Source organism: Mesorhizobium sp. B2-3-15 (assembly GCF_006442875.1).
Taxonomy (GTDB): domain Bacteria; phylum Pseudomonadota; class Alphaproteobacteria; order Rhizobiales; family Rhizobiaceae; genus Mesorhizobium; species Mesorhizobium australicum.
Window position 1 is genome coordinate 662,991 of sequence record NZ_VFVO01000001.1, and the last position, 12,841, is coordinate 675,831.

12 protein-coding genes are annotated in these 12,841 nt (G+C 64.9%); 2 read left to right on the top strand and 10 right to left on the bottom strand.

The annotated features are described in order from the left end of the window. The first annotated feature begins 36 nt into the window (after positions 1-36). Entirely contained in the window at positions 37-846 is an 810-nt protein-coding gene (locus tag FJ954_RS03270) for a thioredoxin family protein (protein ID WP_015314927.1), read from the top strand. A gap of 57 nt (positions 847-903) precedes the next feature. Here the strand turns inward: FJ954_RS03270 and FJ954_RS03275 are convergent, their stop codons facing one another. From FJ954_RS03275 to FJ954_RS03300, 6 genes are read right to left on the bottom strand one after another with little or no spacing between them, the layout of a single operon-like run. Further along, entirely contained in the window at positions 904-2,289 is a 1,386-nt protein-coding gene (locus FJ954_RS03275; RefSeq protein ID WP_140660403.1) for an FAD-binding oxidoreductase, read from the bottom strand. A 21-nt stretch (positions 2,290-2,310) separates the two neighbouring features. Then, positions 2,311-3,423 carry an ABC transporter ATP-binding protein gene (locus FJ954_RS03280; RefSeq protein ID WP_140618235.1) on the bottom strand — a complete coding sequence of 371 codons (1,113 nt, stop codon included), beginning with the start codon at positions 3,421-3,423 and terminating at the stop codon, positions 2,311-2,313. Then, positions 3,420-4,217: an ABC transporter permease gene (locus tag FJ954_RS03285; RefSeq protein WP_140660404.1), complete on the bottom strand. Its 798-nt coding sequence runs from the start codon at positions 4,215-4,217 to the stop codon at positions 3,420-3,422. Before FJ954_RS03285 ends, FJ954_RS03280 begins: the two co-directional genes overlap by 4 nt. Further along, the gene (locus FJ954_RS03290; RefSeq protein WP_140660405.1) at positions 4,217-5,080 is read right to left on the bottom strand and encodes an ABC transporter permease; all 864 of its coding nucleotides are present in this window, start codon (positions 5,078-5,080) and stop codon (positions 4,217-4,219) included. The genes FJ954_RS03285 and FJ954_RS03290 overlap by 1 nt, the downstream gene beginning before the upstream one ends. A gap of 23 nt (positions 5,081-5,103) precedes the next feature. Next, positions 5,104-6,174 (bottom strand): extracellular solute-binding protein, encoded by a 1,071-nt coding sequence (locus FJ954_RS03295; RefSeq protein ID WP_181171355.1) that lies wholly within the window; start codon positions 6,172-6,174, stop codon positions 5,104-5,106. A gap of 35 nt (positions 6,175-6,209) precedes the next feature. Further along, a complete protein-coding gene (locus FJ954_RS03300; RefSeq protein WP_015314933.1) occupies positions 6,210-6,869 on the bottom strand; it encodes an XRE family transcriptional regulator in 660 nt (219 codons plus the stop codon). A 528-nt stretch (positions 6,870-7,397) separates the two neighbouring features. Here FJ954_RS03300 and FJ954_RS03305 point away from each other — a divergent pair. Beyond that, positions 7,398-7,778 carry a DUF2794 domain-containing protein gene (locus FJ954_RS03305; RefSeq protein ID WP_015314934.1) on the top strand — a complete coding sequence of 127 codons (381 nt, stop codon included), beginning with the start codon at positions 7,398-7,400 and terminating at the stop codon, positions 7,776-7,778. A gap of 75 nt (positions 7,779-7,853) precedes the next feature. On the opposite strand, the gene FJ954_RS03310 is transcribed toward FJ954_RS03305, so the two are convergent. The 4 genes from FJ954_RS03310 to FJ954_RS03325 form a co-directional block, all read right to left on the bottom strand. Then, positions 7,854-8,432, bottom strand: a complete 579-nt coding sequence (locus FJ954_RS03310; protein ID WP_140660406.1) for a GNAT family N-acetyltransferase — start codon at positions 8,430-8,432, stop codon at positions 7,854-7,856. A 105-nt stretch (positions 8,433-8,537) separates the two neighbouring features. After that, complete coding sequence (locus FJ954_RS03315) at positions 8,538-9,311, bottom strand: Bax inhibitor-1/YccA family protein (protein ID WP_140660407.1); 774 nt, start codon at positions 9,309-9,311, stop codon at positions 8,538-8,540. Positions 9,312-9,538: 227 nt separating this feature from the next. Further along, positions 9,539-12,088, bottom strand: coding sequence for an ABC transporter permease (locus tag FJ954_RS03320; protein ID WP_140660408.1), 2,550 nt, complete (start codon positions 12,086-12,088; stop codon positions 9,539-9,541). After that, on the bottom strand, positions 12,088-12,783 hold the full coding sequence (locus tag FJ954_RS03325) for an ABC transporter ATP-binding protein (RefSeq protein ID WP_140660409.1): 696 nt from the start codon (positions 12,781-12,783) through the stop codon (positions 12,088-12,090). Before FJ954_RS03325 ends, FJ954_RS03320 begins: the two co-directional genes overlap by 1 nt. Positions 12,784-12,841 lie beyond the last annotated feature (58 nt).

A 12,841-nucleotide genomic window follows, 5' to 3' on the forward strand; every position in this document is an offset into this window, starting at 1 on the left:
AGCAGAACAAAGCCGGCATCACCGGCGGGAATTGGAATGGTCATGGCCTCGCGACGATCATTGTGGCTGGCAGCCTTCGCGCTGGCCTTCTCGGCTTTTGCCGGCGCTGGGCATGCCAGCGAGCCCGAAAGGGCCCAGGCCGAAAAATCCGACAGGCCGCTCGGCGTGGTCGAACTGTTCACCAGCCAGGGCTGCAGTTCCTGCCCGCCGGCGGACGCGTTCTTCGCCGAACTCGCCACGAGGCAAGATATTGTCGCGCTCGCCTATCACGTCGATTACTGGGACTATCTCGGCTGGAAGGACACGCTGAGCCACAAGGAAAACACCGAGCGGCAATATGACTATATGCGCTACTTCAGCAGCCGTTCCGTCTATACGCCGCAGGCCGTCCTGAACGGCCGCATGCATGTCAACGGCGCCAATCGCGGTGAGGTCGACGGCGCGCTTGCCCGCATGGCTCGTGCCGGCGAAGGCATGCGTGTGCCCATCAAGGTCAGCCGCACCGGCGACCGTGTGATCATCGACGCGGGTGACGCCGGCACCGGCCCGAACGACGCCCATGTCGTCATCGTCTATTTCGACGCGCCGCAGACGGTCAAGATCGGCCAGGGCGAGAACTCCGGCCGCAAGATGACCTATTGGAACGCGGTCACCGGGATCCAGACCGCCGGCATGTGGCATGGCAAGGCGCAGCGCTACGAATTTCCGCTGAGCGAGATCACCAAGAAAGGCGGCTGCGCCGTGCTTTTGCAGTCGGTCGGCAAGGATGGCCTGCCAGGCCCCATCCTGGGTGCGGCTTTCATCCACAGACCCGGATCCGAGACCTCCCTCGATCGTAAGCTGTAAGGTCACGGGTTCGGCGCAATTCCAGACGGAAACCGCACATTTCCTGCTCGAATGCTTTCAGTGTCCGGTCAGGCGATCGGCGAAGGCCGCAAGGCGTGAGGTCCGGTCCAGGCCGTTTGCTTCACGCCGGTCGGCGATGCGATAGAGCTGGTACATTGTGTGCACGCCGAGCCAGCGCAGTGGTTCCGGTTCCCATTTCTTGACCGTGCGGTTGACCCAGGGCAGCCGGGTCAACTCGGTGTCGTGGCCGAGCACGAGGTCGCGCAAGGTGCGGCCTGACAGGTTGGAACTGGAAACCCCGAGCCCGACATAGCCGCCGGCCCAGCCGATGCCGCTTTCCCGGTCGAAGCCTGAAGTGGTGCACCAGTCGCGCGGCACCCCAAGCGTCCCGCACCAGGCATGGTCGAGACGCACGCCCTTGGTCTGCGGCAACAGCCTGGTCAGCACCTCGTGCAACTGGTCGATGGTCGCCTGCTGGGTCCGGCCGCGCACATCGGTGCGCGAACCGAAGCGGTAGGGCACGCCACGGCCGCCCATGGCGATGCGGCCTTCGCGCGTGCGCTGCGCGTAGCAATAGGTGTGAGCGGCATCGCCCAACACCTCGTAACCGTTCCAGCCGATCTGGTCCCACAGTTCTTGCGGCAGCTTCTCGGTCACCACGATGGCGCTGTTCAGCGGCAGCCAGAGACGCTCGTAGCCGGGAATGCCAGCCGTGAAGCCTTCGGTGGCGCGGATGATCTTCCCTGCCCGCACGATGCCTCTGCTGGTGGTGACCTTGCCCTTCTCGATCGCCAGCACCTGCGTCTGCTCGTAGATCGGCACGCCAAGCCGCTCGACAGCCGCGGCCAGGCCTTGCACCAGCTTCGCCGGCTGGACACGCGCGACGTTGCGCACCACGAAGGCGCCCAGCACCTTGTCGATGGCGATGCGCTGGCGCGCCTCCCGCGCGTCGAGGAAGGCCAGCCGCTCCGGCGGCATCTCCCAGCCCAGCAGCTCCTCGTATTCGTCCTTGGCGCGCTGCAATTGTGCCGCGTTGGTGGCGACGGTGATGTTGTCGACGCGGCGAATATCGGCGTCGATGCCTTCGGCTTCCGTCACCGCGATCACCTCATCGACCGTGCCGAACATGGCGCGCTGCATGTCGATCACCGCGCCGCGCGAGGAGGTCTTTGCGTATTTCTCGCGCGACCAGCTGAAGCCGCCCGAGAGCCAGCCGCCATTGCGGCCCGACGCGCCGAAGCCCGCGAACTCTTTTTCGACGATGGCGATACGCAGCGCAGGCTGCGCCTTCTTCAGATAATAGGCGGTCCACAGGCCGGTGTAGCCGGCGCCGACGATGCAGACATCGGCCTCGATATCGCCGGGCAAGGACGGCCGATAGGCCGGCACGCCGCCGATATCGGCATACCAGAACGACACGTCGCCATTGTGCTTGGCTTGCATTTTTTGAAATCCGTTCCGAAATCAGGTGAGCGTCAGGTCAGCCTTGTCGTCGTCGGCGAGCAGCTTCACGTCGGCGCCGGCGAACAGCACCTCGACCTCGTCTCCGATGGCGAAACTGTCTGCTTCCAGCGTCGAGCGCACGATGGCTTTCGAGCCGTCGGCCAGGTCGACCTCGTATTTTGAGCCGGAGCCGAGATAGATGGCTTCGCCGATACGGCCCGTGAGCCGGTTGCGGCCGTCGCCGCCAGCACCAGGGCGGGCGAGCGCCAGCTTTTCGGGGCGCAGCAGCATGACCGGCCTGCCGCCATTGGCGAGACGCTTGGCGGTTGTCACCGTCTGGCCTGATATTTCGATCGCCGTCTCCTGGCCCGAGGTGGCGGCGGCCCCGCGCAGCACGGTGGAATCGCCGATAAACTTGCCAACGAACAGCGTCGCCGGTTCATCATACAGCTCGCGCCCGGTACCGATCTGTTCGATGCGGCCCCGGTTGAACACGGCGATGCGATCCGACAGCACCAGCGCCTCTTCCTGATCGTGCGTTACATAGACGAAAGTGGTGCCGAGTTCGCGGTGGATGCGCTTGATCTCGAGCTGCAGCCATTCGCGCAGTTTCTTGTCGAGTGCGCCGAGCGGCTCGTCCATCAACAGCAGCGGCGGATCGAAGACGATGGCGCGGGCCAGCGCCACGCGTTGCTGCTGGCCGCCCGAAAGCTCGCTGGGGAAGCGATGGCCGAAATCCGCCATCTTGACCATGTCGAGCGCCTGGCGCACCCGGCGTTCGCGCTCGGCTCCCGCCACGCCGCGCAAGGCGAGCGGATAGGCGACGTTGCGGCTCACCGTCATATGGGGAAACAGCGCGTAATGCTGGAAGACGACGCCGATGTTGCGCTTGTGCGCCGGCACGCCGACGACGCTCTTGCCGCCCACTTCCAGCGCGCCGGAACTGGCCTCGGTGAAACCGGCGACGACGTTGAGCGTCGTCGTCTTGCCGGAGCCGCTTGGTCCAAGCAGCGTCATGAACTCGCCGGCCTCGATGTGCAGCGACACGCCGTCCAGCGCCTTGAAGCTGCCATAGGCCTTGCTGATCGACCTGAGATCGATCGCCGCGCCCCTGCTGTCTTGCCCCGGGGTCATTGGCGTCCTTTCCGCTCGCGGCCAAGAAGAAGCATGCCGCCGCCGATCAGGATCGTGGTGGCAAACAACAGGATCGTGCCGACGGCCGCGACCGTCGGGTCGGCGTCGCGCGTGATGGAAGCGAAGATCTGCACCGGCAATGTCTTGAGGTAGGGATTGGTGATGAACAGGGACACGACGATCTCATCGAAGGAGGTGGCGAAGGCGAACAGCAGGCCCGACAGCACGCCGGGTGCGATCAGCGGCAGCGTCACCGTACGGAAGGTGGTGAGCGCGCTGGCGCCGAGGCTCGCCGCGGCTGTCTCGAGCCGCCTGTCGAACACTTCGAGATTGGCCGAGACGGCAATCAGCACGAAAGGCAGCGCAAGGATGGTGTGGGCGAGCACGAAGCCGAGCAGCGTGCCGACAAGCCGCGTATCGAGATAGACCGCGTAGATGCCGATGGCCAGCACCACGCCCGGCACCACCATCGGCGTCAACATCAGCATGCGCAGCAGGTTTGCCGGCCGCGCCTTCATGCGGTCGAGGCCGAAGGCGGCAAGCGTGCCGAGGACCGTTGCCAGCACGGCAACGATCGAGGCGACCTTCAGCGAATTGAGGAAGCTGTTCGACCAGTCCGGGTTGGTGGCGAAATTCTGGTACCATTGCCAGGAAAAGCCCTGCGGCGGAAACGCCAGCGACTTGTTCTCGTTGAACGACATCGGCACCACGACCAGCGTCGGGGCCACCAGCCATATGGCCACCAGCAGGCAGACAAGGCCGAGGATGACGCGGGTGAGCGGCTTCATCTCCATTAGCGCCGCTCCGCTTCGCGGTACCGGGACCGCATGACGGGCGCGGCGAGCGCCAGCAGCACGAAGGTCGTGACCAGCAGCACCACGCCCATGGCGCCGCCACGGCCCCATTGCAGCAGGCTGAGCACCTGTGTCTGCACCAGGGTGGACAGCATGGTCGAACGCGGACCGCCGAGCAAAGCCGGCGTGATGTAGAAGCCGAGCGCCAGGATGAAGACGATGATCGCGCCGGCATAGACGCCCGGCAGCGACAGCGGCAGGTAGATGGTGAAGAAGGCGCGGGACGGCCGCGCGCCAAGGCTTTGCGCCGCGCGCATCAGCCTGAGATCGATGCCTTTCATGACCGAATAGAGCGGCAGGATCATGAACGGCAAAAGCACCTGCGCCATGCCGATGACCACGCCCGTCTGGGTGCGGATCAGCCTGACGCCACCGAGCCCGAGCGACCGCAGGATCGAGTTGATGACGCCTGAGTCCTGGAGCAGGATCACCCAGGACAAGGTGCGCACCACGCCGCTCACCCAAAACGGGATCAGCACACACAAGAGCAGCACCAGCCGAACGCGGGGCCCGACCGCGGTCATCAGATAGGCGTAGGGATAAGCGCAAACCACGCACACCAGCGTGACCCACGCCGAAATGACGAAGGTCCGCTGGAGCACGACAAGGTTGATCGGCGCACTGAAGAACCAGACATAGTTCTGCGCTCCCCACTCCGGTTCGGACAGGCTGCGCAGCACGATGGTCAGCAGCGGATAGCCGATCACCGCGAAAAGCAGGACCAGGGCCGGCAACGCGAGCGCGAACGGCCGCCATGCCCAGCGCCTTTCGGCGGCCGGAATGGTTGGCTCGGACGCGCTCACGGCCCTTGCTTCCCGTCAGCCGGTCAGTTGCCGGCCATCAGCGCCGACCACTTCTCCTGCGCCACCGCAAAGTTCGGGACCCAGAACTTGAAGTTCTGCTTGTAGCCCTGCTTCTGGCGTTCAGGCGTATTGGTCAGGTAGGCGGCAACAGAAGCGTCGACCTTGGGCTGCGCGTCGTTGTTGATCGGCGTGTAGGAGGTCTTCTCCGCCAATATCTCCTGGGCATGCTTGCCGAGATAGGCATTGAGCAGCGCGTAGGACGCATCCGTATCCTTGACGCCGACCGGAATCGTCATCTGGTCCATCACCACCAGCCAATCCTGCCAGGCGGGCGCGTACTTGGCGCCGTTCTTGACCGCCGTCATGGCGCGGCCCGTCCACATCATCAGCATGTCGGCCTCGCCGGATTCGGCGAGCTGCTGCGATTCGGCACCCGTCTTCCAGAAGATCGTGTCGGGGCCGAGCTTGCGGACCACATCGATGGCCTTGTCGATATCGGCCACCGTCATCGCCTTCGGATCGCCGCCGGCAACCTTGAAAGCCTGTTCCAGCAGGCCACCGGTCGGGCTGCCGGAGCCGTCGATGCCACGCACGCCGGGGAATTTTTGGGTATCGAAGAAGTCGGCCCAGCTCTTGGGCGGATTATCCCCGTACTTTTCCTTGTTGTACATCAGCACGACACCGTAGTTCATCGCCGGCACCGAGCATTCGCCGACCTGGCCTTCCGGGATTTTCGAGACGTCGAGCTTCGTCAGATCGAGCTTCTGGAACAGCTTGCCGCAATAGACATAGGGCGGCAGGTCGTCGGTATCGACGACGTCCCAGGTCACATTGCCGGACTCGACCTGCGCCTGCAGTTTGGCGATCTCCGTCGGGCCGTCATTGAGCAGCTTGACGCCGGACTTGTCGACGAACTCCTTGAGTGCCGCCGCCTGGCCGTCCTGGTAGATGCCGCCATAGGAAACGAGCGTCAGCGTCTTGCCCTTCAGCGAGCCTTCGGCGACCTCTCCCGCCACCGGCTTGGATTGCGCGAGCGCGGCGGTCGCCGCCATAAGCACGGCGACGGCCGCCGCATGTCCAAATCTCAGTTTCATGATCATCTCTCCCATTTGCAGAACTCGCATTGTTTTCATTCACCCGGATGCGAGCGGTTTCCGGGCCTGTATCGATCGAGTTCGAGCGCGCCGGCCGTCGGCGGCGCGATGATCCAGAGCACCTCGGCCGGCGTGTCGCCGACATTGACGGTCCGGTGCGGCACCGAGGTTGCGTATTCGACGCTGTCGCCCTCGCGCATCAGATGGCGCTCGTCGGCAAGCGTCAGTTCGACGGTGCCCTTGAGCACCATGAACATTTCGTGCTCGCCGCCATGCACATAGGTCTCGTCGCCGGTCGAGCCGCCAACCTCGAAATGGCCGGCATAGACTTCGAATTGATGGATCGGCCGCCGCGACAGGAGCATCTTGCGGCCTTGGAGGCCGACCGGAACGACCGGCCGCTCCTCGCGCCTCAGCACCTTGTGCAGGGGACGCGCATTGTCCTCGAACAGATCGTTGATGCCGAGATCGAGAGCGGCGGCGATCTTGAGCAGCGTGCCGGTGTTGGCGCCGCACAGATTGCGCTCGAGCTGGCTGATGAAGCTCGCCGTGGTGCCCGTCATGTCGGCAAGCTGGCGCAGCGAGACGCGCCGCGCCATGCGCAATGCCTTGATACGGGGGCCGACGCCGCCGGCCTCCGGCACGGCCGCCCCGCCATTCAACTGTTTTACTGGGGAGCCCGATGCGTGTGGCATTGTCGTCTCCGTTTCCACTTAACACCCTATTAAGTGAAACGGAAAATGGCAAGCACGGTCGGCAGAATTGAATGGCGACGCGGGGTTGGCCGCTTTCGGCCCTACGCCGATGCCGTCGGCGCGCAGTCCCGGGTGCAAGGCCCAAAAACGAAAAAACCGACGTCAGCTTGCTTCTGACGTCGGTCATTTAGGTTTTGGGATCGTCGCACCTGGCTTTTCCGAGGAAAGGCCGAGGTTGGTTCGATCCGACGCAGACCCGTGGGCGGGGGGCTTGGGGTTTACGAGCCGGTGCCGGACCGAACCGTCTCAGGCAACGCCGGTAAATTCGTCGGACATTGGGGCAGGAGCGCGGATAAAAAAAGGCGGAAATATGGCGAAGCATCACCAATTCCAACACGCGTTTCACAAACGTGACTGGACGCAACGGAAACGGCGCGCCGCTGCCTTCGCTTCTCCGGCTCTTGCAATTGCGATGCGAAGGGGCCAACTTTGGTTGGCAAAGATTCATTTTGAAGGATCGAGGCAGGCATGATCGATGACGGCGGCGGGATGGGGGATGGAGACGCATCCGCAATATTGATCCCGCTGCACGAGGCGCGCAGCGCACGCCTCGACCAGCCGGTCCGCTTCGACCGGCGCGAACTGGACCAGATCCTCAGGCTTTACGGACGCATGGTCGCGGCCAATGAATGGCGCGACTACGCCATCGATCACCTCACCGACCGCGCTGTCTTTTCCGTCTTCCGCCGTGCCAGCGAAGTGCCGCTGTTCCAGATCGTCAAGGATCCGAAACTGGCGCGCAAGCAAGGCGCCTTCGCCGTCATCGCGGCGGGCGGGCGCATCCTCAAACGCGGCCAGGAGCTTGGCCGCGTGCTCGGCGTCTTCGACAGCAAGCTGAAGCTGGTATAGGGGTGAATTGCGAACTGAAGAATTGAGGAACGAAGGAAAAGGGGCGCTTACGTCAGGCGCCGCGTGTCCTGTTCCTCAATTCTTCAGTTCCCCCTTCCGGAACTTCCGCTCCGGCAGCGAATCCGGATCAGGTGGCAGCGATGCCCCGCCGTTGAGCGACAGCTGCATGAATACCGTGTCCAACCAGCGCCCGTGCTTGTAGCCGGAGCCTTCGAGGCGGCCGGAATGACGGAAGCCGAGCTTCTCGTGCAACCTGACCGAGGCGCTGTCGGCGCGGCCATCGCCGATCACCGCGACGATCTGGCGAAAGCCCGCCGCCTCGACCGCCGCGACCAGGCTTTGCATCAGCTTCAGGCCGACACCCTGGCCCTTGGCGTCAGGCGCGACATAGACCGAATCCTCGACGATGAAGCGATAGGCCGGGCGCGGCCGGAAGGCGCCGGCATAGGCATAGCCAAGCACGGCACCTGCCTTTTCCGCCACCAGATAGGGAAAGCCGCCGGCCGCGAGTGCGGCGAATCGCGTCCCCATCTCGGTGCGGCTGGGCGGCTCCAGTTCATAGCTCGCCGTGCCGTTGGCGACCGCGTCGGCGTAGATTTCGGTTATGGCGTCGAGGTCGGCCGGGGTCGTCGGCCTGATCGCGATGTTGCTCATTCTTTATGCAAGCCTCTTTTGTGCTTTCGATAACAGCAGAGGCCCGCTTAAAAGAAAAGGGCGGCCGTTGGGCCGCCCTTCCAGGAGTCGATGGTCCAATACCGCTTAGCGGCGGTCGCCCATGAACTGGAGCAGGAACATGAAGAGGTTGATGAAATCGAGGTAGAGCGACAGCGCGCCCATGATGGCCTTGCGGCCCGCGACATCGGAAGCGTCGCCCTCGAAATACATCTCCTTGATCTTCTGCGTGTCGTAGGCGGTGAGGCCGGCGAAGACCAGTACGCCGATCGCCGAGACGGCGAAGGTCAGTGCCGACGACTGCAGGAAGATGTTGATCACCGAGGCGATGATGATGCCGAACACGCCCATGATCAGGAACGAGCCCATCGCCGACAGGTCGCGCTTGGTGGTGTAGCCGAACAGCGACAGCGCGCCGAAGGCCGCGGCGGTGGCGAAGAAGGTCTGCGAGATGCTTGCCGTGGTGTAGACCAGGAAGATCGACGACAGCGACAGGCCGACCAGACCGGCATAGACCCAGAAGGTGGTCTGCGCGGCGGCGACGCTCATCGACTGGATCCTGAACGACAGGAAGAACACGGCGGCCAGCGGCGCCAGCATGACAACCCAGCGCAGCGGCGAACCGAAGATCGCGTAGCCGAACGAGGTCAGCATCTCGCCGCTCGGCAGCGTCGCGACGGCCGAAGCCGGATCGGTGGTGGTGGCCAGCATGATCGTGCCGACGGCGGCAAGGCCGGTGATGAGCAGGCCAAGCCCCATCAGATTGTAGACCTTAATCATGTAGGCGCGCAGACCCTGGTCGATTTCGGCGCGGACGCCGGGCACCGCCGACGTCTGATAGTTGCGAATGGGATCAGCCATTGGAAATCCTCGTTGCTTCTGCCCCGTCCGGTGTCGGGCCTCTTGCGGACCCAGGCGCCGCTGGGGGGCTCCAGCATGCCTGCGCGGAATATGATGGTTATTCGCGTCAAGAACAAGACCGTAACCGGGTGTAACGGTTCGTGACAGGCCAAAATGCCGCTTCGCCGGCCGTTTCGGACGGCATTCTTACCAAGATTTAACCCGGGCAGGCGGCGCCCGCCGGCGAATCAGAGGTTTCGCAGCACGGGTGCCGCCTTGTGGCCGAGCACCCGCCAGGTGCCGGCAAGGCCGATGCCGACCGTGATCACCAGCGAAAAGGCAATCGTCGCCACCGCCACCTCGGGCATGAAATGCGATGGCAGCGTCATGATGCGTGCGACCACGAACCAGGCGGCGGCGCTGCCGGCGGCGAGCGCGAAGATGGCTGTGGCCAGTCCGATCAGCATGTATTCCAGAGAGAATGCCGTGATCAGCGTTCGCCGGGTGGCGCCCAACGTCTTCAGCACCACAGCGTCGTGGATGCGCGCCCGGTTGCCGGCGGCAAGCGCGCCGGCAAGCACCAGAGCCGAGGCGATCAGCGCCACGCCGGCCGCGGCCCGGATCGCCGTGCCGAGCTGGCCGACCAGCCGGTTGACGATGTCGAGTGCATCCTTGACCCGCACCGTCGTCACGGCGGGGAAGGCGCGGGTGACGGCGTTGAGGACGCGCGCGTCGTCGGCCGCCGAGGCGTTCTTTTCGGTGAGCGTGGCTATCCAGCCATGCGGGGCGCCGGCGAATGTGTTGGGCGAGAACACCATGACGAAATTGATGCCCATCGTCTCCCACTCGACCTGGCGGAAATTAGCGATGCGGGCGGTGACATTGCGGCCGAGCACATTGACGGTGATGGTGTCGCCGAGCTTCAGCCCGATTTCCTTGCCTTCGTTGTCGGAAAACGAAACCAGCGGCTCGCCGGCATAGTTGTCGGGCCACCATTTGCCCTCTGTCAGCGTCGCGTTTTCCGGTTGCCTGGTGTCATAGGTCAGGCCGCGATCTCCCTTCAGCACCCAGGCGCCCTCGGCAGGCACCTTGACCTTGTCGACATCGACGCCGTTGAGAGCCATGACCCGGCCGCGCAGCATCGGCACCTTGGTCAGCGTTCCCCGCGGCACCTCCTTCGCCATCAGCGAGGAGAACGCATCGACTTCGCTGCCCTGGATGTCGACGAAGAAGAAGTTCGGCGCCCGCTCCGGCAGGCTGCCGGAGATCTGGCGCCTGAGATTCCCGTCAATCAGCGCCAGTGTCACCAAGAGCGTCAGCCCAAGCCCCAGCGACAGCACCACCGAGGGCGTCAGCGCCCCCGGCCGGTGGATGTTGCCGATGGCGAGCCTGAGCGCGACAAAGCGCACGCGCGGGCTTTTCCGGGCTGCCCATTGCACCAGTCCGCCGACGAGACGCAGCACCAGGAAAGCAAAAACGGTGGCGCCGACGAAGATCGAGGCGATGCGCTGGTCGCCCGAAAACAGGATCGCCAGCGCTGCCAGGAAAAGCGCGATGCCGAGCGCGCAAACGACATAGACGGGGCGCGGCAGGCCCCGGCCTTCCAGTCCCATCTCCCGGAACAGCGCGGTTGCCGGCACGTCACGGGCGCGACCGAGCGGCAACAGCGCGAAGGCCAGCGTCACCAGCAGGCCGAACAGGGCCGCCATGGCGAGCGCGCCGGGATAGAAGCCGCCCTGCGCCGGCACCGGAATGACCGACTGAAGCGCGGCACTCGCCGCGAACGGCATCAGCGCCCCGAGCACCAGGCCGAGCACGATGCCAAGTGCCGCGATGATCAGGATCTGCACGAGGTAGACGGCAAAGACGAAGCCGCCGGACGCCCCCAGGCTCTTGAAGGTGGCGATGACGCCGCGCTTGCCGTCGAGATAGGCGCGCACCGCATTGGCGACGCCGACGCCACCGACCACCAGCGCGGTGAGCCCGACCAGCGTCAGGAACTGCGAGAAGCGTTCGATATTGGAGGATAACGCCGGTGCGGCGTTGCTGCGCGTGCGGATCGACCAGCCGGCCTGCGGAAAATCCTTGGCCGCCTGGTCCTGGATGGCCTTGAGCCGCGCCTCGTCGGCACCGGCGGGCAGCCGGACCTTGTAGGCGTTCTCGACCAGGCTGCCAGGTTGGATCAGCCCGGTGGCGGCCAGGCCCTCGGTCGAGATCATCAGCCTTGGCGCGAAGCCGAACCCGTCGGAGACCGCGTCGGGCTCGGCCACCAGCCTGGCGCGCAGTTCGAACGTGGCGGTGCCGAGCTTCAGCCGGTCGCCGATCTTGAGATGCAGCCGTTCGAACAAGAGATCGGGTGCCGCGGCGCCGAAAACGCCGAACTGCCTGCCGAACAGTTCCTGCTTCGTCAGCACCGGTTCGGTTTCCAGCGCGCCATAGAGCGGATAGGCCTCGTCGACAGCCTTGGCCTCGACCAGCGCCTGGTCGGATCCGTCAGCCAGGCGCGCCATCGAGCGCATGCCGGCGGTATGCGAAACCACGCCCAGCCCGTCGAGAAAGCCAAGTTCTGCCCGGCTGGCGTCGCGCTGGTTGATCTGGAAGCGAAGATCGCCGCCGAGCAGCGTCTGGCCCTGATCGGCGACACCGGCGGTGATGGAGCGGGCCACCGAATTGACCCCGCCGATAGCCGCCACGCCGAGCGCGATGCAGGCGAGGAAGATGAGGAAGCCGGACAGGCCGCCGCGCATCTCGCGCAGCGAGAAGCGGATGGCAAGTTTCAAGGTCCGCGCCAGCGGCATCAGGCGGTGATCCTGACCGGCGGCGGCGCCTCGATCCGGCCGGAGCGCATCGAAACCTGGCGCGAGCAGCGCGCCGCGAGCGCCGGATCATGGGTCACCAGCACCAGCGTCATGCCGCGTTCGGCGGCCTTGGCGAACAGCAGATCGGCGACCTGCCGCCCCGTCGCCTGATCGAGGTTGCCGGTCGGCTCGTCGGCGATCAGGATGCGCGGCGATGGTGCCAGCGCCCGGGCGATCGCCACGCGCTGCTGCTCGCCGCCGGAGAGCTCGCCGGGATAATGGGTGACGCGGTCGCTGAGGCCGACGGCCGCCAGTTCCCGCTCCGCCACCGAGAAGGGATCGGCGTGGCCGGCCAGTTCCAGCGGCACGGCGACATTTTCGAGCGCCGTCATATTGGGGATGAGGTGGAAGGACTGGAACACGATGCCAATGTTTCGGCCGCGAAACGAAGCGATCTGGTCCTCGCTTTTACCGTTGAGCAGCTCGCCGGCAATGCGCACCGTACCGGAATCGACCCGCTCCAGCCCTGCCAGCACCATCAGCAATGTCGACTTGCCGGACCCCGACGGACCGACGATACCCGTCGCCTCGCCGCGCGCGACGTCGAGGCTGACGCCCTTCAATACATGAACCGACGAAGCGCCTTCGCCGAGTGTCAGGGATACGTCTTTCAGCGCGATGACGGCTTCTGTCAAAATGAAAGCGTCCTATATGGAAAGGGAGGCTCTGCCTGTCGGAAGCCATCGCCGGAAG